This window comes from Dolichospermum sp. UHCC 0259, from assembly GCF_009711935.1.
Lineage (GTDB): Bacteria > Cyanobacteriota > Cyanobacteriia > Cyanobacteriales > Nostocaceae > Dolichospermum.
This window is the reverse complement of sequence record NZ_VIKX01000082.1, coordinates 1-19,741: the sequence shown is the minus strand read 5'-3', so window position 1 is coordinate 19,741 and position 19,741 is coordinate 1. Positions and strand designations below refer to the sequence as shown.

Sequence of the window (19,741 nt, the reverse complement as noted above, 5' to 3'; positions counted from 1 at the left end):
CAGTATTGAGATTTGATTTAAATGAGTGAACAGCCCGATGACATCAATTTAATGAACCAGTACAAATCAGTAACAATCGCCAGATGTAGCTTCTCACTATTTCTCTAGGGGAAGTTTTTGTAATAGCTCGGTTAAACGGGGGTAATCAGTAAGATATAAGTAGCCAACTAAGGTTTCTAAACTAGTTGCCTGTTGATAAATTTCGGGATTTAGTCGTTTATGACGACTCGTAGCAGAGTTACGACCTCTGCGAACAATTTCTAATTCGTTACTCCTCAAGTAAGGAGTTAACATTCGCAAATGTAGCGCTTGTGTTTCTGCTCTTACCTGATCCACTACGGAACGATGGTAATTTTCCAATCGTTGTTGTGGCCACAGATAAAACATTCTAACATATAATTCGTAAATTGCATCCCCCAAGTAGGCTAATGCTGAAGGAGATATCTGTTTTATTTGAGATGGGGATATTTGCTGGGGTAGTTGCGTGGCATTTACCAACCAAGGGTAAATCTCTGATGAATGCTGTGTAGCGGTTTCATCTTCTTCGTGTTCGCCTGTTTCCTCCTTGGACTTCACAGATTAATCATTCCTTAAAAAAGCACTACATCGGGAGACAATTTTTGCCGGCATTATCTAAAGCAACTTAAATTATATTTACAGCAGAATTTACCAATTCACCGAGTCAGGGGTAAAACTGCTTTACTCTCAACATCATACATTAAATAGGGGTTCTTCTTTGGTATGGCGGTAATCACGCGATGCAGTATAATCTAGGGCGCAGGCCCTGCGCCCCTACAGGCTTGACGATTTGTTGACTGTATCTCATTCAAGTGCATACAGCTATAATAATCCAAAAATTAAGCTATCCAGATTTGACATCGGATAGCTTAATTTAGATTTTCCATTCAAGCAATCAATCTGCTGGGATGTTTTCTAGGGCTGCATCAACTGAAACTTGTAGGGAGAGAAACTTTTCTAAACGAACAAGCTTAACCGTTTGGGTGACACGAGCATTAGTGACAATTTGGAAACTGCCTTTACTTTCAGGTTCAGGTTTAGCCAGTTTGGCTAGTCTTACAAGCGCACCTAAGCCAGAACTATCCACAAAGTCAATGTGTGAGAGATCCAAAATGATGTTTTTTGGGCCTTCCTCAATTTTACTGCCAATTACTTTAGTGAATGTCGGCTCAGAGAAAGCGTCTAATAAACCTGTGAGGCGGAATAGCTGACAGCTATCGCGGACTTCGCGTGTACCTCTCAGGCTCACGGTTAGATTTAGTGGTTCAGCTATGATTTTCTCCTCGTTCTTTTTACTAAAAGTAAACGTTCTAGTATAGATGGTTTTTGAGCAATTTGTCTATGTTGGGAACTGGCAAAATTTTTTACTAATTACCAATGTCCATCATGACCGGGGAATTTTAGATTTTAGATTTTAGATTTTTTGTGGTTTATGCCTTACCTCTGCTGGCATAAATCTAAATTTGTGAATCTAAAATGCGAGTTCAATCCCAAATCGGCAATCCAAAATCCAAAATTTATTGCCGTGCTGCTTGCATTTTTAGGACAAACTGCTCAAATAAGTAATCGGCATCATGGGGGCCAGGACTGGCTTCTGGGTGGTACTGGACGGAAAACACAGGTAGGGTCTTGTGACGGACTCCAGCTACGGTCAGATCATTGAGGTTCAAATGGCTGATTTCAACTGTGGCTGTGGGTAGGGAGTCTGGGTTCAGGGCAAAACTGTGGTTTTGGCTGGTAATTTCCACTCTTTCTTGTAAGCCGGCAGGTTGATTTAAACCGCGATGTCCAAATTTTAGTTTAAAGGTTTCTGCTCCCAGGGCATGACCTAAAATTTGGTGTCCCATACAAATGCCAAATATGGGTTTTTGGCTGTCTAGTAAGGCTTTGGTGGTGGTGATGCCTTCTGTGACGGCGGCGGGGTCTCCTGGTCCGTTGGAGAGGAAAATACCATCTGGATTGTATTTGAGAATTTCTTCTGGTTGTGTATCGGCAGGAACAACTATGACGCGACATCCATAACTGGCGAGACGGCGTAAGATATTCCGCTTGACTCCAAAGTCTAGGGCGACGACAGTGAAGGTTTGGCCAATTTTAGCCACTGCTTCGGGGTTAAATTCCCAAGGGGTGGTTGTGGCTTCATTCCATTCGTAAACGTTTGGTGTGGTGACTTCTTTGACTAGGTTTAATCCTGTCATGTTGGGTGCTGATTGTACCATTTCTAACAATTCTGTTTCATCGAGAATTGTTGTGGAAATGCCGCCATTCATGGCTCCAAACATCCGAATTTTCCGGGTGAGGGCGCGGGTATCTATGCCGTAAATACCGGGAATTTGGTGCTGTTGGAGGTAGTTGGGTAGGGATTGGGTGGAACGCCAGTTGCTAGGTTTATGACAGATGTTACGAGCGATCGCTCCCTTAACATGGGGTTGATTTGATTCTTCGTCTTCAGAATTAATACCAGTGTTGCCTAGTTCGGGATAGGTAAAAATAACGATTTGACCACAGTAACTAGGATCGGTTAACACTTCTTGATATCCGGTCATGCCAGTGTTGAACACGATTTCACCAATGGCGGTTCCCATAGCACCGAAGGACCAACCGCGATAAGCAGAACCGTCTGCTAAGACAAGTAGAGCAGGTATTACGTCAGATAGGGACATAGGTTAAAGGGGCAGGGGAGGCAGGGGAGGCAGGGGAGGCAGGGGAGGCAGGGGAGGCAGGGGGTGAGGAGTAATCACACATTCCCAGTCACTTGTTCCCAATTTTGAATTAATTTTTTTCCCGGTGTCCGACTGCGACTGTTTATTATCCCATGAGTTGAGGCTTTTAGATTTTTGACGGGAATTAATAAAAAATTAAATGATTCAATAGTCAAGCATTTTTAATTGGGTGGGGGGAGTACACTTGGGAAGAGCAGCCAGGGCGGTTAAAACATTCACTATGCTTCAGTATTTTTTGTCCCGGACAGCCCTCATTTTTTGTTCCGTTAGTTTAACGGTTTTGACTGTTGCCTGTGATCAAGATCAGCAGACAACGATAACTGGTGAGTCTAAACGGTCTTTGTCAACTGGGAGTTTGGCGGCTATCCGTTCTTCCAGTCAACGTAAACAACTGTTAGCTAGTCCAAATTCAACGCCACGAGCATCTGCTTCCACCCAATTAAGTCCTTTGGAAATGGCACTAGATAAAGCTGCTGGTGCTAAAAGTATCAGCCAATCTGCTGTATCTGTGGATGATTGGAAGTTGGTGGTGAGTCAGTGGCAAGATGCGAACTGCTTGCAGCAGCGCTTCGCTATCGCTCTGATGAAGCAAGTTAGGCGCAATAGTAGCAATTTTGCCTTTGCTCAACGTCAAATCATTGAATATCGCCGTCAAGTTGCCTTAGCTCGCCGGAAAGCTTACCCCAAAAATTTAGCATCTTCTGTAACTCAGCCGCAATCAGTGGTGATTGATGTTCCCAAACCACAGACTACTGTGATAGTTTCCCTCCGTCCCGCTGATAAAGCTCTAAAACCATCCTTATCTAAGCCTAGTTTCTCACCACCACCCATCCTCCCTCGCCGTCATGAGGTATTTATTGCCCCAATTAAACGGCGACTTGGTGGTACACCAATTATTGAAGTTACTTTCAATGGGACACAGCGGTTTGAGATGATTGTGGATACGGGAGCGAGTGGGACTGTAATTACCCAGAAGATAGCAGCGGCATTAGGTGTAGTCACTGTCGGCAAGGCTACAGCAAATACCGCCAGTGCTAAAGCTGTGGAATTTCCTATTGGCTATCTTGAGTCTATGGAAGCCGGGGGTATGACAGTAAATAGGGTCCCAGTAGCGATCGCTGGTACAGAACTAGAAACAGGACTTTTAGGACATGACTTCTTCGGTAATTACGATGTCACTATCAAACGTAACGTCGTCGAATTTCGTCCCCAATCCCACTCAGAAGCTAATCCTTCAGAAAATCCACTAAATGTTCCAACTTTGTCCAAGGGCTACCGCTTTGTAAAATTTCTTTAGCTACAGTCACCCCTTGACCATGATTTAACCAGGGAACAGCACCAGCTACTTGCAATGCCAGGGAAGCATTTAACGCCACTATATCTTGTTGCGCTTGTGTGCCTTTCCCTTGCAAAACTTTTTTAAGAATCACCGCATTTTCTTGTGCATCACCACCCTTAACAGCGGTAATGGTAGCAGGAATCACACCCACTTCCTGGGGATCAACAGTAGTTAGCAATACTTTACCATCTTTTAAAGTTGCCAAATCGGTAATATCGCCCAAACCAGCCTCATCTAATTTTTCTCGTCCATGCAGAACCATTGCTGTTTGTGTCCCTAAGAGATTTAAAGCTTCAGCAACAGTTTCTATCAGTTGAGGATCAAAAACACCAATTACCTGACCAGTAGGATTCAGGGGATTTACTAAAGGTCCTAGTAAATTAAACACAGTCCGCACTTTGAGATTTCGCCGTAATGGGGCAACGGCTTTCAGGGCTGGATGCCACCCAGGGGCGAATAAAAATGTAATTCCTACCTCTTGTACTGCTGCTTGGACTTTATCACTGGCAGCAGTCAAATTTACTCCCAAGGCTTCTAAAACATCCGCGCTTCCTGTCAGACTGGAAGCAGAACGACTACCATGTTTAGCCACAGGTATACCCGCAGCAGCCACTACAAAGGCGACAGCGGTGGAAATATTAAAGGTTGATGCCCCATCACCACCTGTACCACAAGTATCAATTAACCGTAGGGGCGGGGTTTCCCCGCCCTTATTTATGGGTACGGAAGACAGAGATTTTAATACTCCGGCCATTCCTGTTAATTCTTCAGCACATAAGCCTTTAAAGTTCAAGGCCATTAAAATTGCCCCTGATAGTTCTGGGGGAATCGTTTCATTTATCCATCCTTGCATCAATTCTGCGGCTTGAGTCCGGGATAATGATTGACGTTCTAATAATTGTTTGAGTAAGTTAGACCAAATAGTAGAATCCATTGTTCGGCTTTTTTTGACACTGGATGTGATTTTATCAGGTTTAGAGGTTTAGATCCCCGACTTCTTGGAGAAGTCGGGGATCTGATAATTACTAATAATTACTAATAAATAGTTCTTTGCCTTTTGCAGCTTTTTTCTGTTGATAATTATTCATGCCATATTGTAATTCCCATTCAATGATATTTGCCCATTTAAAGTTTTCTCTGATTTCTGGGCAATCGTCGTATGTAATTAACCAGTTATGGGGACATTGTTTTAAATTTGAAGCAAATCTTTGATGATCAAATCCTGTATGTAAATCTCCTTTTTTACCATATAATTTAGATTTTTCAGCTTTAACATAAGGAGGATCTAAAAATATGAATACTTCTTTTCCTGGTTCGTTAATCAGATGGCTATAATCTAAGTTAGTAACTTGGATATCTTTTGTTAGGATATTTTCTAGTTTTTCTAGTCTATCTATTGATGAATTTGTAAATCTTTTATGAAAGGATTCTAAAGAAAATCCACCGGATTCTATAGTTCCAGAAAATGTAATTCTATTCAGAACAAAAAACCGGACTGCTCTTTCTATGTCTGATAATGTGTTAACATTTACATGAGCTAATTTGGCAAAAAGTAATTTTCCATCTTGAGAATTTTCTTTAACTTGACGAACTGCGGAAACTAATTTTGATAAATCAGATTTTGCAAAATACCAAAATAAAAATAATTCTGGGTTTAAATCGTTAATAGAAATCTTTAAATTGGGAAATTGTTGTTTGAGATAAATGAAAACTGAACCACCACCAACAAAAGGTTCTCTAAATTCGCAAAACTTTTTTGGTAGACATTCAGCGATGCTTTTAATTGCTCTTGATTTTCCACCAGGATAACGGAGAGGACTTTTGATATTCATATTATTTGAGTTTCCAGAGGGAATATAGCAGAATTCAGGATTCAGTAAAACAACATTTATTGTAGGTTTGGTTGACGCAACCAAACCCAACAACTCTTACTATATTACCGCTAATGTTGGGTTTCACTTCATTCAACCCAACCTACTATTCGGCTTTAAATTTAGATCCTCTGCCTAATTAATCTGCAATTTGCTGTAATATAAATCCTATGTTTTAATATACTCAGCTAAAATTAGCTTTTTGGAAACCTTACTACATTAACTTATGAATCGTTCAGCCCCCTATCAACCATTAATATTCCGAATCCTGCATGGTATAAGCGGGATTTTAGGAATTGGTGCAATTATTAGCGGATTCTTAGTTTACAATACTTTTGATAAAAGATTTGGATATATACCGATTCCTAAAATCAATCCTATACAGGATATTCATGGGACATTGGCAGTATTTTTCTTGATTTTATTCCCATTTTTTGCTGTTTATAGTTTTCATGCTGGAAAAAGACGACTATTACAACCAGATTCCATCCAAAACCTAAGTCAATTTGGTAACCCAATTTGGTGGGTAAGTCTACAACGTTTAGTAAATACTAAAATGTTGCTTGCTGCTGTTTTGGTGGTGGTATCTGGGAGAATGATGAAGGAAGAATGGCTACCACTAGGAGAACTTGATCATATTTGGTATTATGCTCATCTCATAGCTTGGGTAATCATAATTTTGTGTTTAGCAATTCATATTTTGATGTCAGCTAAAGTTGGTGGTGTGCCATTATTATTATCAATATTATCCTGGAAGTTCCGCCCAGAAGATAGTCCTGCTAACTGGTATAGTCGTCTCTGTGTTTGGTTGGGCAATTTTTCCAATAATCTTAAGGAAGAAATTAATCAGTTCATGACGAGTGGTTTATTATTGAAAATAATTGAGGTGATTGTCTTAGGGGGAATTATAGCAGCGTTTATTTTACCAGTGTTTTTTTCTGGTGGTGAATAATAAAAAGAGTTATTAATGAGGTTTTTAGCAATTCCTCATTAGTACGATGTTGTACCTCAAGTCATTGAGTTTATTAATGAAAAATGCTGACAATAAATTAAATTATCAAATGAAGAGTCTGAAACTTTGGACAAATTACTGGGACAGATTTATCATTCTCAAAACTAGAGCTAGATATACTTTTAACCAACTTCAAAAAAAAGATAAAGTGGCGTGAGTGTTTATATTGCTGTTGGCTTGAATAAAAATTGATTGATTAACTTCTTTAATAAGCTAACTAAGTAGGTAAACAGGAAAATTTAAAGGTATGTAACGGTATGTAAAGTTATCTCAACGCGAGATTCTGATTGAGTTTTAGCCATTTTACAAAACGTAATAAATGTCGCTTTTATTATGCACACCTACTTACTTTCATCATCTTCTTCAAATAAGAAAATAATTTCTTTGATTCTATTTTAACTAATAATTTATTTTCTAAAAAAATTACATTGAAGAAGAATAAAAAATGATTTAATTTCTTATTTTTAACTCCCGTTTTCACGAGGGTAAGCTAAAGTGACAGAAAAGGAATAACTCCGCAGTGCTAGGTAGTGAAATACGGAAAGCTTGAGATGTTAAAGTTTACAAGTTTAGTTTAGATGCGAGAGAAAAGAATAGCACTCCCATTAATCTCCCCAATGTGTCCCACAATGGGTAAATGTCCCGCAGGTGCAGCGGTGTCATAAATCACATTATATTTCTCGATCCATGCTTTTTCTTTTCTCCATCCTAGACAGGTTTTGAATTTCTCTCTTCCTGAAACGGCAAAAAATTTAGATTATTGTCATCTCAAAATAGGAATTGAGAAGCGAAAAGTTATCCTCATCACTTCTCATAAGACTACTCCTTACACTTACTGCAATTAGAACAGTTAATCAATACGTGCCACCTCTAGCTAAAGGTGCAGATTTGTTGGCAACAACCATAAAACTGGTATAAATTATTACCTAAAATCAGATTTTATTGTTTACCTTGCAATATTTCTTCTACTTCTGTGAGTTTTACAGGCCCAGCAAAATTTGGACTAGTCATAATAAAAGATGGTGTGCCACCCAATCCTAATTGTTGAGCTAATAATAGGTCTTTTTGAATGGCGTTATTAGCTAATTTGCGATCATTGTCAAATTTTATGAGGTTTAAATTGAGCTTTTTGGCAATATCTAAATATAAAGTTTCACCCAATTGTTTTTGATTGGTAAACAGGGCATCATGATATTCCCAAAACTTACCTTGTTGATATGCTGCCCAAGCTACTGTAGCTGCGGGTAATGCTTGATCATGAATTTGATACAGGGGAAAATGTTTATAAACTAAGGTGAATTGATTCGGGTATTTTGCCAATAAATCCTTGAGTGTTTGATGTGCTTCGGCACAATAAGGACATTCAAAATCTGAGAACTCTATCAATACCGTTTTTGATTTGGTTGCACCAATAGTAGGAGAATTACCAATTACGGATTGAGGATTTGCTTGAAAATTATTGATAAATTCTTGCCGTGATTTTTGGACGTTCTGTTGCTGTTGCTGCTGATATGCTCCCACAGATTCAATAATGATTTGTGGGTTTTTGCGGATAATTTCTAGAACTTGTTTTTCTAGTTGGGGGTCTATTTTAGTCTGAGCTTGGACGGGAAGTGACCAGCTTAATATCAGGCAGATAAAGCTAACAATTGCTAAATTGCGAAAATGAGTAAAAATTTTGAACATTTGTCAAAGGTAAATAACTAGCAATGTGATTTTATCAACTAGCGGAGAAAACAGCAATTGTTTCCAGGTTTTGAAATAATGCCTTTGGTTAAAATATATCGTTAAAATTTAAAGTTTACAAAAAAAAAGGAATGGAAAACAGGGAACAGATAAGAAACTCTAATTTACACCAGTTTAAATCTTAGGTTTAAACATGAGTTTTTCTCTTCTCTGTTGCTTCTTGTTCTCTCTGAAATATTTATAACTTTTATCACGAAAGAATTGAGAATTTAATTTTTGTTTTGGCAAAATTTATTCAGTAAATATTCCCATTTAACAGAAGTGAGATAACGGTTATGTTAAGTAGTTGGCTTTATCTGATAGCAGCAATTATTTTTGAAGTTTCTGGGACAACTTGTATGAAACTTTCAGAAGAATTTACTAAGGTTATCCCCTCAATTTTTATTTTTGTGTTTTATGGACTTTGTTTAACGTTTTAACTCTTTCTCTGAGAACTATTCCGGTGAGTATAGTTTATTCTATTTGGTCAGGTTTGGGTACTCTGATAATTGCTGCGATTAGTGTGATGTGGTTTGATGAGTCTTTTACGGTTGTAAAAATTATCTCTATGTCTTTTATAATTATCGGTATTATTGGTTTAAACTTGGCTGAATAGGGCAGGGGGAAATAATTACCAACTGACAACTGACGACTGACAACTAACAACTGACCATGCTAAACCAAAAACTTGGATGAATACAAAAATAAATTATGAACAGTAAAATTTTGGCAACATCTGTATTTTTACTCAGTGTGAGCTTATCAGGTGCAGTTCAAGCTGCAAGTTATGAGGATATTAGACAGTTATTAGCAAGTAAAAAGTGTCCAAAATGCTCTCTTGGTAACGCTGGATTAGTAATGGCTGATTTAGCTGGGGCAAATTTAAACGGCGCTAATCTGGTGGGTGCGAATTTAAGTCGGGCAAATTTAGCTGGTGCGGATTTGCGGGGTGCAAATTTAAGCGGTGCAAGTTTATTTGGTGTGAATTTAAGTGAGGCTAAACTCAGTGGTGCAAATTTAACTGGTGCTGATTTAAGAGATACCTATTTAATGAATGCCGAATTGAAAGGTGCGAATATTACAGGCACAAATTTTCAAGGTGCGGTAGGAATACCTTCGCAAATTGCTAAATCAGAGGATTTTTATGCTTGGGGTGTAGCAGCAGCAGAAAGGGGGAATCTTAAACCAGCTATTGATTATTTTAGCCAAGCGATCGCACTTAAACCAGACTATGCCGGAGCATATTTAGCTCGTGGTGTTGCTAGTTACCAAAGTTTAGACAGAAAAAACGCTTTACAAGATGCTCAAAAAGCAATAGAACTATTTGAAAAAGAAAAGAATAGTGAAGGAACACAAACAGCCAAAGCATTTATTTTAGAATTAAAAACAGCTTATTCAGAAACAATTAATACAGGCAAACCCAGCTTTATGGATTTTGCAGGGAGTCTAGGTTCAGTCCTGTTACAGTTTTTGCCCTTTTAATGGCAGGAGTCAGGAGTCAGGAAGAAGGAAGAAGGAGTAAAACTGACTTACTGTCTGGCTTTGAATTTAGAACCTTTACCTCATTAATCTGCAATTTGTTGTATATGTAAAACTGCACAGACTCATAAAATCCAAAAATTAATCCATATTTATCTGCGTTTATCTGCGTTTATCTGCGTTTAATAAATCCGAAAATCTGATTCTATGCAGCTACATCTTAATTTGGTATAAGGAATACTGAAGACTAAGCAATAACAGTAAAGAAGGAAAAAAATAGATGTCAGAAAATCTTAAAAGTAAAGCTATCACACAAGGGGTGCAGCGATCGCCTAATCGGGCTATGCTGCGGGCTGTCGGTTTCCAAGATGAAGACTTTAACAAAGCCATAGTCGGTGTTGCCAATGGTTACAGCACCATCACACCCTGTAACATGGGGATTAACGAACTGGCACAAAGGGCGCAAACTGCTGTAAAAGCCGCCGGCGCAATGCCCCAAATTTTCGGCACAATTACTGTCAGTGACGGGATTTCTATGGGAACAGAAGGGATGAAATACTCCCTAGTATCACGGGAAGTCATCGCTGATTCCATTGAAACAGCCTGTAGCGCCCAAAGTATGGACGGTGTATTAGCAATTGGCGGTTGTGATAAAAATATGCCTGGGGCAATGTTAGCAATGGCGCGGATGAATATCCCTGCTATCTTTGTTTACGGTGGAACAATCAAACCCGGACATTATGAGGGTAAAGATTTAACCGTTGTCAGTTCCTTTGAAGCCGTTGGCCAATACAGTGCCGGCAAAATTGACGAAAATGAACTGTTAGCTGTTGAACGCGGCGCTTGTCCCGGTGCAGGGTCATGTGGAGGGATGTTTACAGCCAATACCATGTCTTCAGCATTTGAAGCAATGGGCATGAGTTTACCCTATTCCTCAACCATGGCCGCCGAAGACCCAGAAAAAGCCGACAGTACGGAACAATCAGCCGTTGTCCTCGTTGAAGCTATTCGCAAGCAGATATTACCTCGGCAAATCATCACCCGTAAATCCATTGAAAACGCCATTTCCGTGATTATGGCGGTAGGTGGTTCAACCAATGCAGTATTACATTTTCTAGCGATCGCTCGCGCTGCTGGAGTAGAATTAACCATAGACGACTTTGAAACCATTCGTGGACGAGTTCCCGTCATCTGTGATTTAAAACCCAGTGGTAGATATGTCGCCACAGACCTACACAAAGCCGGCGGTATTCCCCAAGTCATGAAAATGCTTCTAGTCCATGACTTACTTCATGGAGACTGTATCACCATTTCCGGGCAAACTGTCGCCGAAGTCCTAGCAGATATCCCCGCCGAACCACGCACAAACCAAGACGTAATTCGTCCTTGGAGTAATCCTATGTATGCCCAGGGACACCTAGCCATTCTCAAAGGCAACCTCGCCACAGAAGGGGCAGTAGCCAAAATTACCGGAGTCAAAAAGCCCGTCATTACCGGACCTGCCAGAGTATTTGAATCAGAAGAATCCTGTTTAGATGCCATCCTCGCTGGAAAAATCAAAGCCGGTGATGTCATCGTTATCCGTTACGAAGGACCCAAAGGTGGCCCCGGTATGAGAGAAATGTTAGCCCCCACCTCCGCCATTATTGGTGCTGGTTTAGGAGACTCCGTAGGCTTAATTACCGACGGACGCTTCTCCGGTGGTACTTACGGTATGGTAGTCGGTCACGTTGCCCCAGAAGCGGCTGTAGGCGGTGCGATCGCCCTAGTCCAAGAAGGTGATAGCATTACCATAGATGCCAATAATCGCCTGTTACAACTCAATGTATCAGACGCAGAATTAGCCACTCGTCGCGCCAATTGGCAACCACTTCCACCTCGATATACCAAAGGCGTACTTGCCAAATATGCCAAACTGGTATCCTCCAGCAGTGTAGGTGCAGTTACCGATTTAGACCTATTTGCTAATTAGAATTATACCAGATCCTAGATCCCCGACTTCTTAAAGAAGTCGGGGATCTGAATTTAATATATTTGAAGCCTATGCAGCTAAATCCAAACTTACCAGAGAGAGTTACTAAAAATTGGCAAATGCTAAAAGATGGTGTTAATAATTTCACCCAATCTGTACAACAAAAAGCCACACAAACAACAGATCATACTAAAGCTTATTTAGAAAATAATTGGCAAAATGTCGAGAAAATTACTAACAATACATCAGAAGTAATCCAAAAAAATATTAATACTGCTATTCATGATTTCTTATCACAATATCCCTGGTTTTTCCAAATATTAGAAATATTCACATGGGGAATAAATCACCCAGTCAGAGGTGTAATAATTTTATTATTTACAATTGCTGTACTTTGGAGTATTATCAAAGCAATTGTTAAAATTATAGAAACGGCTAGTTGGTCAATTTTTAAAATTCCTTTTATATTACTACAAAAATTATTAAAAACTCTCTGGATAACATTTCCTAAATTCGGAATTTTCCCAATTAAGAAAACTCACAGTAAACAACAAAGGTTAGCCGAAATTTCCCAACGGTTAGAAGTTATTCACAATGAACAAAAAGCACTATTACAAGAAGCTGCAAAACTCATGAAAATTCCCTTTGCGTCCGAAAATTACGAATTAAATGAACCACAAAGACACGAAGAACACGAAGAAAGAAAATAAGAACAGAGTTAATATTCAATTTTTAAAATCCTATATAGTCGAAAAAGACTAACGGTAAGGAGACATCTGTTTAATTATCTCATCTTCTGCACCAGATACAAACTTAGCAAACCGCACAGCTAAAGGAGGAACAAAGATAAAAGGACTACTAAAACCAGAAAATAGATGTAATCCTGAAAATTCAGAAATAGCACCAATTAAAGGTAATTTATCCTGAGTAAATGCGACTAAACAATGATGCCATGTTCCTGGTAAATTTCCTAAATTTGGTAATATTTTTGTAATACTTTCTCGTAACCATTGTTCACTCGCTTCTGAATTAATTTCCCCTTGCGGATTTGTTAAAAATCTGCTAACTTGACCTAAGCGTAAACTACCATCAAGAAATTGCACCACACCAGCATCTAAAATAGGCGGTACTATTTCATAATCTGGATTATCCCATAATTCATCAATTTGAGTAGATTCTATTTCTAGTTGAAATCTTTGCAGATTTGCTGGTGATACTAAGCTGTGTAATTGCATATCTATAGGAGGTGTTTCAATTATTTCTGCATGAGAAAAATATATTTTTGTAGTAATACCCATTGATTTTAGTAATTTACGAGTAATTCCCCCAGCACAAACAACAACATTATCACCATGAAAAGTAGTAGTATTTGTTTTTACACCTGTACATTTTTTTGTGGGAGTAGTTACTAATTCTAAAGATTTCCCAAATTGGATTTCTCCTCCTAAGTTTACCATAGCTTGGATGTAAGCTTGGGTAGTTTTTTCTGGGTGAACATGACCATGTTTAACAGTTAATGCACCAGATATGACTTGAGGATTTAATAAAGGTTCTAATTCACAAGCTTCTTGAGTAGTAATTAAACGAGGAGGAATTAAAACTTCTTGATAAGCTTTAACCATGATTTCGGGATTCATATCCACAGGAATAGTCATTAATAAATCTAATTCTCTAAATTGAGTATCTGCATTTAATTCCTGTGATAAAATACGATGACGGTTAATCCCTTCTTCGCATAATTGTTGTGTAATTGGTGTTTTTCCTGACCAAAAACTAATTCCTCCATAACTATAACGAGTAGCATTTTGGGATATTTGATCTTGTTCTAACAAAAGGACAGAAAATCCGATTTTCGTTAATTCATAACCAAGTGCAGCACCAGTAATTCCTGCACCAATAACAATCCAGTCGTAAGTTTTCATAATAGCGATATTTAGGATTTATACAGAAATTAACCCTGTCTCTCTAAAGTTGCTGCAACCCGTAGAATTAAAGCTTCATTATAGGGCGATGCTATCAATTGTACTCCTAAAGGTAGAGAATTTTCTTGTTGAATAGGAACAGATAAAACAGGTAAACCAATAAAAGATAATGGTTGAGTGAATAAACCTAAATGAGGACGAATCAGAATTTCTTCACCATTTAAGATCATAGTTTGTTGACCAATTAAGGGCGCAGTAATGGGTGTAGTTGGGGCAATAATTATATCTACATTTTCAAATAGTTCTCTAACTTGATTTCGATACCAGCTTCTAAAACGCTGCGCTTGTAAATACCAATTACTAGGAATTAATGCACCTGCTAAAAAACGATCTCGCGTTGCAAAATCAAAGTCTTGGGGACGAGTTTTTAATTGATCTAAATGTAAATTTGCCCCTTCACAAGCGGTAATGATAAAAGCCGCAGCCCGGGCAATTTTTGCTTCTGGAATAGTTACATATTTACTTACATTTAAAGCATTAGCAACCTTTTGAACGGCTTCTAAAGCTTCTATTTCGGCATTTTGGGTAAAATAATCATCGGCAACGGCAATTCTAATATGAGATATATCATGATTTAGTTGTGGTAAACATTGTTCAACTGGACGTTTTGTACAAACTGGATCTTTTTCATCTTCACCTTGTAAAACATCAAAAATTGTGGCAATATCTCGGACTGAATTGGCAAAATGACCGATATGATCTAAACTGCTAGAAAATAATTTTACACCTGCACGAGACAATCTTCCATAAGTAGGTTTAAACCCAAAAACACCACATAAAGCCGCAGGAACACGAATAGAACCATTAGTATCTGAACCCAAAGTAAAAGGAACTAAACCCCCAGCAACCGCAGCAGCAGAACCACCGGAAGAACCTCCCGCAACTCGGTTTAAATCATGGGGGTTATGGGTTGCACCATAATGGGCATTTTCTGTGACAAATCCATAAGCATATTCATCCATATTCAACGCCCCAACTAATACCGCCCCAGCTTTTTTCAATCTCTGAATTGCGGTTGCATCTTGGGTAGCAGGAGGATTTTCGGCATTGATTTTTGCACCTGCTAATGTTGTTAAACCAGCAATATCAAAAAGGTTTTTTACCGCAAAAGGGACACCAGCTAAAATACCGGGATTTTTCCCTGCTGCAATTTCTTGATCAATATTGGCTGCATCTTGTAAAGCTGTTTCTGCGGTGATATTTGTAAAGCAATTTAATTGATTATTTCTATCAGCAATTCTGGTTAATGCAGCTTGGGTAATATCCACTGCGCTAACTTGACCTGATAACACATTTTCGGCAATAGATACAGCATCTTTCATGGTTCATTTATGGTTCAAAAATGGGTGCAATTTCAATTTCTTCTGGTAAGGGAAAGTTATTAACAATTTCAGCAATATCTGTGATTTTATCAAAATTGGCAATTACTCCATCTTTGTATTCGTCATTTATTGGTAAATCCAATAGTAAAGACATTTGGTTAACGTATTCTTGAACCTGAAAATTATTATTTTCCATTTTCTTATTTTGAGTAATGCCCATTAAAAAAATATAAATTATCCAAGATCATTATATATTCAAATTATTATTAGATCCCCGACTTCTCTAAGAAGTCGGGGATCTGACATTTTATGATTAAGGCTCTATAATAAAATAGTTTGATTTGTAACCCTTTTTTGAATATGACAACTAGCGACATTATAACCAAGGTGGACTATCTCCGCATCAGTTTAATTGATCGCTGCAATTTTCGTTGTCAATATTGTATGCCATCAGGTGCAGAACTTGATTATATTGTCAAGCAACAATTGTTAACTGATGCAGAACTGCTTACCCTCATTCAAGAAGTATTTATCCCTGTCGGTTTTACTCGTTTTCGCTTAACTGGTGGTGAACCTTTACTCCGTCCCCATATAGTTGATTTAGTTGAAAAAATTGCTCATCTTCCCCAAACCGAAGATTTAGCAATAACCACAAACGGGTTTTTACTCGCTCCCATTGCTCAAAGCCTCTATGATGCAGGTTTAACAAGAATTAATATTAGTTTAGATTCTTTAGATTCACATATATTTGAAGAAATTACTGGTAATCATGGGCGCGGACGTTGGCAACAAGTATGGCAAGGTATCCAAACCGCGTATAATGTAGGATTTGACCCGTTAAAATTAAATGTAGTCGTCATTCCTGGCGTTAATGACCATGAAATTTTAGATTTAGCTGCTTTAACTATTGATAAACAATGGCACGTCCGATTTATTGAATTTATGCCGATTGGTGACGGAGACTTATTTGAAAATCGCGGTTGGGTATCTTCAGCCGATTTACGTCAATCAATTCGGCAACGTTGGGGGTTGACAGAATCCCAAGTTTGTGGTAACGGACCTGCCGATGTATTTCAAATTCCTGGCGCTAAAGGTACAATAGGATTTATTAGCCAAATGTCAGAATGTTTTTGCGATCGCTGTAATCGAATGCGTTTAAGTGCCGATGGTTGGCTACGTCCCTGCTTATTAAACGAAACAGGTCAAATTGACTTAAAAACCGCTTTGCGTGCTGGTATTAGCAACACCGAATTACAATCACAAGTCAGACAAATTTTAAATATCAAATCAGAAATAAACTTTAAGCAACGCGACTCTGGTACTGTCGGCACATACACCCGTACCATGTCGCAAATTGGCGGCTAGTCATTAGTCAGTTGTTCGTTGTCAGTTGTTGCTTTTTTAATAACCACTGACCACTGACCACTGACCACTGACTATTACGCTTGACGTGAGTAGTATTCCACCACGAGTAGTTCATTAACTTGTAGTGCTACCCATTCCCGTTCAATTACACCATTGACCTTACCAGCCAACTTAGTTTTATCAAACTCTAAATGACTAGGAAGATTAGCCAAACCGGGATATTGCAAGTTAGCTTCCACCAACTTCTTAGAAGCTTCTCTGTTTCTCACAGCCACTTCTTCACCAGGACGACATTGATAGCTGGCAATATTTACTGGTTTGCCATTAACAGTTACATGACCATGATTTACCAATTGACGGGCGGCGGGGATTGTCGGAGCCATACCCATGCGGAAAACGGTATTATCCAGGCGCATTTCTAACAATTGCAGTAACACCTGTCCGGTAGAACCAGATACTCGTCTAGCTTTACGGACATAACGCAGCATTTGTTTTTCAGTTAAACCGTAGTTCATACGGAGTTTTTGCTTTTCCTCTAAACGGATAGCATACTCAGAGCGCTTTTTACGGTTTTGTCCATGCTGTCCTGGGGGATAAGCACGTCTAGCACTCTTGCGAGTTAAGCCTGGTAATTCGCCTAAACGACGGACAATTCTGAGGCGGGGTCCTCTATATCGGGACATGAGTTTCCTTAATTTAATCCTTCTAAAATTTTATTCAGACCTACCATTATGGCATATTTCCCAAAAGCATAGACATTTTATAGCTAAATTGTCTTTTATTTACCGCTAATATTCAAAGAAATTAATCCGTCGAATTCACCACTTTTCGGTGGATTTTTGGGGAAAAGCACCGACATTCCTTGATGGTAGAAAATTGGGACTAGATTCTACGGTAGCATAACCTTGGTGGAATCGAAAACGGTTATGTTAAAAAGCGAAAAAAAAATGAGTAACTTTGGGAACAAAAAAAACAGTTATTCCTTCAGAGGATTTACAGCATCATTTATAACTATAGGTGGATTACTAATCAGTAGTTTACCTACTCTGGCTGTTACGGATTCATACGAGAATGACTATCGGGTTTGTGCTGCTCAACTATTGAGTGTGGGAGTCACAGCTACATCAGCATCTCAAAGTTGTGCTTCAACAATTCGCCCACGAGAGTTATCTTCATGTGTCGCAAAAATTCATAAGCTTACACAAATCACACCTGTGGATGCCCTTTCTTCCTGTCGTCAGGCTCGCAGTCCACAGGATTTAGCAACCTGTGTAGTTAGCATTAGTAAAAGTTATCAGGGTTCAGAAAATTCAGCTACTTTAACATCCTGTGGTCGCAGTTTGTTACCAGTAACCTTTGCTGAGTGTGTAGTTGGTTTACGTCGGGAAATTGATTTGAGTCCTGCTCAAGCATTAAATACTTGTATTAGTGCCAGTGAAGGATCTAGTGGTTTTGGGGCTGTGTCTACAAAGTCTAAGCCGTAGACCTTCGCCTTGACCCTCAATTCCCATGAGTAAATAGATTCACAAGGTAGGGTTGGTAAATATGCCACCCTACGCAACATAAAAATTTTGTTTTCTATTCATCTTTATTACCAACAACCATTTGTAAGATCATCGGCACTCCGCCTTCTTTGTGATATTTATCACCCCAAGACCGAATAATTTCGTCTAATTCCTCCATTGCCGGCTCAATCCAATCAGGTGGAATATCCAGTTCTTCCACAGCCCGCATTGTGTTGGGTTTGCGCTCTGCCCAATATTTCATCATGCGGAAATACCGAGCCGTATCCTCTACCATTGTGTATGTACGTTCTTGGTCATCGGCGGGAGCATAGAACGGACGGGTGAGAGCATAAAAGGGCATTCCCCAGGGACAATCAATGCGTGTTACCGTTCCTGCATAGAGTAGACGACGCTTGATATGTTCGGCTAATGCTTCACTCAAGGGCATCTGATGGCTAGGAGGTAGGTCTTCCTGCGATCGCTTATGGAGAAAGTCAATTAACTCCATAAATTCAAATGAGGTAACTAACTTAGCATCAGGAAGATTGTCTGGGAGCTTTTGTTCAATTTGTTTTTTCTCGTCACTGGTCAAACTCGTACCGGGGACGCGGGATCTTCCAGGTATCCAAGGATACTTTTCCATCCAGACATAGGGAAGTTGAATCAGATAGCGCGGTTCTTGTGAACCCAGCATTTTTAGCAGTTTGCCTTCAGTTAAAGCAAGTCTGACTTCTTCAACAATGATTTTTACTCGTTTCGGCTCAAGGTGGTGCAAATGACCAGTCATTCGCAGGTTTTGTCCTTGCTCTAGATAGGTCATGTAAATTGCACACTTGGCTGCTGTTGCGGCTGCATCTAAAAATGCTCCATGCCTGTGGCCACTTGTACGCATGGCACTGAAGGCCAGATAAAGCATGATCTGATCCATCGCACTAGGGCCAAGACGCTTGATCAGATCGATGTCGTTGGTCATATTCTACAGACGGATAAATGGCTTGTTTACAAGTGTGATATTGAAATCAAACTACGAATTATACACCCAGTTGGATACAAATATTTTAAATCTAAACCTAAAATTACTGTTTGACTCGGGAATTTTTAGGTGGTAAATATTGAGGGTGTAAATTGATAGTTTCTCACGTCGGACTAACTAGCCCCTTCCCCTGGTAAACTCAAAGACTTTAGATACTCAGGGTGTTGGGATGCAGGGGGTGTAGGGTGGGACGGAGGAACATTAGATGATTTTCGTTTTGTATCTAAGAACTCATTATAACTGCCTATTCCTGAAATATCCATATATTTTTCCAAGAATTTTTTTAACAGGAGTCAGCACTTCGACTTCGCTCAGTGACCGGTCAGGAGTTAGGAGTCAGGAGTTAGGAGTTAGGAGTTAGGAGTCAGGAGTCAGGAGTCAGAAAAAGAAGAAGA

18 protein-coding genes and 1 pseudogene are annotated in these 19,741 nt (G+C 39.2%); 8 read left to right on the top strand and 11 right to left on the bottom strand.

The features are described from left to right. Nucleotides 1-96: 96 nt before the first annotated feature. The 3 genes from FJR05_RS06485 to carA all read right to left on the bottom strand — a co-directional run bounded on the left by FJR05_RS06485 (nucleotide 97) and on the right by carA (nucleotide 2,681). Nucleotides 97-576: a ribonuclease III domain-containing protein gene (locus FJR05_RS06485; RefSeq protein ID WP_168643359.1), complete on the bottom strand. Its 480-nt coding sequence runs from the start codon at nucleotides 574-576 to the stop codon at nucleotides 97-99. A 337-nt stretch (nucleotides 577-913) separates the two neighbouring features. Further along, nucleotides 914-1,267, bottom strand: coding sequence for an STAS domain-containing protein (locus FJR05_RS06480; RefSeq protein ID WP_371416846.1), 354 nt, complete (start codon nucleotides 1,265-1,267; stop codon nucleotides 914-916). Nucleotides 1,268-1,535: 268 nt separating this feature from the next. After that, nucleotides 1,536-2,681, bottom strand: a complete 1,146-nt coding sequence (carA, locus tag FJR05_RS06475) for a glutamine-hydrolyzing carbamoyl-phosphate synthase small subunit (RefSeq protein WP_168643358.1) — start codon at nucleotides 2,679-2,681, stop codon at nucleotides 1,536-1,538. Nucleotides 2,682-2,961: 280 nt separating this feature from the next. On the opposite strand from carA, the gene FJR05_RS06470 reads away from it, so the two are divergent. Continuing rightward, nucleotides 2,962-4,038, top strand: a complete 1,077-nt coding sequence (locus tag FJR05_RS06470; protein WP_168643357.1) for a TIGR02281 family clan AA aspartic protease — start codon at nucleotides 2,962-2,964, stop codon at nucleotides 4,036-4,038. Here FJR05_RS06470 and trpD read toward each other — a convergent pair. Together trpD and FJR05_RS06460 are read right to left on the bottom strand one after the other, a co-directional pair. Beyond that, nucleotides 3,968-5,014, bottom strand: coding sequence for an anthranilate phosphoribosyltransferase (gene trpD / locus FJR05_RS06465; protein ID WP_168643356.1), 1,047 nt, complete (start codon nucleotides 5,012-5,014; stop codon nucleotides 3,968-3,970). The genes FJR05_RS06470 and trpD overlap by 71 nt on opposite strands. Before the next feature lie 91 nt (nucleotides 5,015-5,105). After that, the gene (locus FJR05_RS06460) at nucleotides 5,106-5,912 is read right to left on the bottom strand and encodes a DNA adenine methylase (protein ID WP_168643355.1); all 807 of its coding nucleotides are present in this window, start codon (nucleotides 5,910-5,912) and stop codon (nucleotides 5,106-5,108) included. Nucleotides 5,913-6,177: 265 nt separating this feature from the next. Here FJR05_RS06460 and FJR05_RS06455 point away from each other — a divergent pair, with 265 nt between their 5' ends. Further along, entirely contained in the window at nucleotides 6,178-6,903 is a 726-nt protein-coding gene (locus FJR05_RS06455; protein WP_168643354.1) for a cytochrome b/b6 domain-containing protein, read from the top strand. 999 nt (nucleotides 6,904-7,902) lie between these two features. Here FJR05_RS06455 and FJR05_RS06450 read toward each other — a convergent pair. After that, nucleotides 7,903-8,649 carry a DsbA family protein gene (locus FJR05_RS06450; protein WP_168643353.1) on the bottom strand — a complete coding sequence of 249 codons (747 nt, stop codon included), beginning with the start codon at nucleotides 8,647-8,649 and terminating at the stop codon, nucleotides 7,903-7,905. Between the two features lie 335 nt (nucleotides 8,650-8,984). Here FJR05_RS06450 and FJR05_RS06445 point away from each other — a divergent pair. From FJR05_RS06445 to FJR05_RS06430, 4 genes and pseudogenes are all read left to right on the top strand, one after another. Further along, nucleotides 8,985-9,304, top strand: a pseudogene (locus FJR05_RS06445) (multidrug efflux SMR transporter). A gap of 95 nt (nucleotides 9,305-9,399) precedes the next feature. Continuing rightward, nucleotides 9,400-10,170 (top strand): pentapeptide repeat-containing protein, encoded by a 771-nt coding sequence (locus FJR05_RS06440; RefSeq protein ID WP_168643352.1) that lies wholly within the window; start codon nucleotides 9,400-9,402, stop codon nucleotides 10,168-10,170. Nucleotides 10,171-10,447: 277 nt separating this feature from the next. Continuing rightward, the gene (gene ilvD / locus FJR05_RS06435; protein WP_168643351.1) at nucleotides 10,448-12,139 is read left to right on the top strand and encodes a dihydroxy-acid dehydratase; all 1,692 of its coding nucleotides are present in this window, start codon (nucleotides 10,448-10,450) and stop codon (nucleotides 12,137-12,139) included. Nucleotides 12,140-12,210: 71 nt separating this feature from the next. After that, the gene (locus FJR05_RS06430; RefSeq protein WP_174783603.1) at nucleotides 12,211-12,849 is read left to right on the top strand and encodes a hypothetical protein; all 639 of its coding nucleotides are present in this window, start codon (nucleotides 12,211-12,213) and stop codon (nucleotides 12,847-12,849) included. 48 nt (nucleotides 12,850-12,897) lie between these two features. Here FJR05_RS06430 and FJR05_RS06425 read toward each other — a convergent pair whose 3' ends face one another. The 3 genes from FJR05_RS06425 to FJR05_RS06415 are packed head-to-tail and all read right to left on the bottom strand — an operon-like array spanning nucleotide 12,898 to nucleotide 15,639. Next, nucleotides 12,898-14,061: an FAD-binding oxidoreductase gene (locus tag FJR05_RS06425; protein ID WP_168643350.1), complete on the bottom strand. Its 1,164-nt coding sequence runs from the start codon at nucleotides 14,059-14,061 to the stop codon at nucleotides 12,898-12,900. A 29-nt stretch (nucleotides 14,062-14,090) separates the two neighbouring features. Beyond that, complete coding sequence (locus tag FJR05_RS06420) at nucleotides 14,091-15,443, bottom strand: AtzE family amidohydrolase (RefSeq protein ID WP_168643349.1); 1,353 nt, start codon at nucleotides 15,441-15,443, stop codon at nucleotides 14,091-14,093. A 7-nt stretch (nucleotides 15,444-15,450) separates the two neighbouring features. Continuing rightward, entirely contained in the window at nucleotides 15,451-15,639 is a 189-nt protein-coding gene (locus tag FJR05_RS06415; protein WP_168643348.1) for a DUF4089 domain-containing protein, read from the bottom strand. A gap of 182 nt (nucleotides 15,640-15,821) precedes the next feature. On the opposite strand from FJR05_RS06415, the gene moaA reads away from it, so the two are divergent. Further along, nucleotides 15,822-16,808 carry a GTP 3',8-cyclase MoaA gene (gene moaA / locus FJR05_RS06410; RefSeq protein ID WP_168643412.1) on the top strand — a complete coding sequence of 329 codons (987 nt, stop codon included), beginning with the start codon at nucleotides 15,822-15,824 and terminating at the stop codon, nucleotides 16,806-16,808. Nucleotides 16,809-16,882: 74 nt separating this feature from the next. Here moaA and rpsD read toward each other — a convergent pair whose 3' ends face one another. Then, complete coding sequence (gene rpsD / locus FJR05_RS06405; protein WP_096668263.1) at nucleotides 16,883-17,491, bottom strand: 30S ribosomal protein S4; 609 nt, start codon at nucleotides 17,489-17,491, stop codon at nucleotides 16,883-16,885. Nucleotides 17,492-17,755: 264 nt separating this feature from the next. On the opposite strand from rpsD, the gene FJR05_RS06400 reads away from it, so the two are divergent. Continuing rightward, nucleotides 17,756-18,292 carry a hypothetical protein gene (locus FJR05_RS06400; RefSeq protein WP_168643347.1) on the top strand — a complete coding sequence of 179 codons (537 nt, stop codon included), beginning with the start codon at nucleotides 17,756-17,758 and terminating at the stop codon, nucleotides 18,290-18,292. A gap of 94 nt (nucleotides 18,293-18,386) precedes the next feature. On the opposite strand, the gene hetR is transcribed toward FJR05_RS06400, so the two are convergent. Next, nucleotides 18,387-19,286, bottom strand: a complete 900-nt coding sequence (gene hetR, locus FJR05_RS06395) for a heterocyst differentiation master regulator HetR (protein WP_168643346.1) — start codon at nucleotides 19,284-19,286, stop codon at nucleotides 18,387-18,389. Nucleotides 19,287-19,741: the final 455 nt, after the last annotated feature.

Coding starts and splice junctions, on each gene's coding strand:
- carA (WP_168643358.1), bottom strand. CDS start 2,681: ATGTCCCTATCTGACGTAATACCTGCTCTACTTGTCTTAGCAGACGGT.
- FJR05_RS06470 (WP_168643357.1), top strand. CDS start 2,962: ATGCTTCAGTATTTTTTGTCCCGGACAGCCCTCATTTTTTGTTCCGTT.
- trpD (WP_168643356.1), bottom strand. CDS start 5,014: ATGGATTCTACTATTTGGTCTAACTTACTCAAACAATTATTAGAACGT.
- FJR05_RS06460 (WP_168643355.1), bottom strand. CDS start 5,912: ATGAATATCAAAAGTCCTCTCCGTTATCCTGGTGGAAAATCAAGAGCA.
- FJR05_RS06455 (WP_168643354.1), top strand. CDS start 6,178: ATGAATCGTTCAGCCCCCTATCAACCATTAATATTCCGAATCCTGCAT.
- FJR05_RS06450 (WP_168643353.1), bottom strand. CDS start 8,649: ATGTTCAAAATTTTTACTCATTTTCGCAATTTAGCAATTGTTAGCTTT.
- FJR05_RS06440 (WP_168643352.1), top strand. CDS start 9,400: ATGAACAGTAAAATTTTGGCAACATCTGTATTTTTACTCAGTGTGAGC.
- ilvD (WP_168643351.1), top strand. CDS start 10,448: ATGTCAGAAAATCTTAAAAGTAAAGCTATCACACAAGGGGTGCAGCGA.
- FJR05_RS06430 (WP_174783603.1), top strand. CDS start 12,211: ATGCAGCTAAATCCAAACTTACCAGAGAGAGTTACTAAAAATTGGCAA.
- FJR05_RS06425 (WP_168643350.1), bottom strand. CDS start 14,061: ATGAAAACTTACGACTGGATTGTTATTGGTGCAGGAATTACTGGTGCT.
- FJR05_RS06420 (WP_168643349.1), bottom strand. CDS start 15,443: ATGAAAGATGCTGTATCTATTGCCGAAAATGTGTTATCAGGTCAAGTT.
- FJR05_RS06415 (WP_168643348.1), bottom strand. CDS start 15,639: ATGGAAAATAATAATTTTCAGGTTCAAGAATACGTTAACCAAATGTCT.
- rpsD (WP_096668263.1), bottom strand. CDS start 17,491: ATGTCCCGATATAGAGGACCCCGCCTCAGAATTGTCCGTCGTTTAGGC.
- FJR05_RS06400 (WP_168643347.1), top strand. CDS start 17,756: ATGAGTAACTTTGGGAACAAAAAAAACAGTTATTCCTTCAGAGGATTT.
- hetR (WP_168643346.1), bottom strand. CDS start 19,286: ATGACCAACGACATCGATCTGATCAAGCGTCTTGGCCCTAGTGCGATG.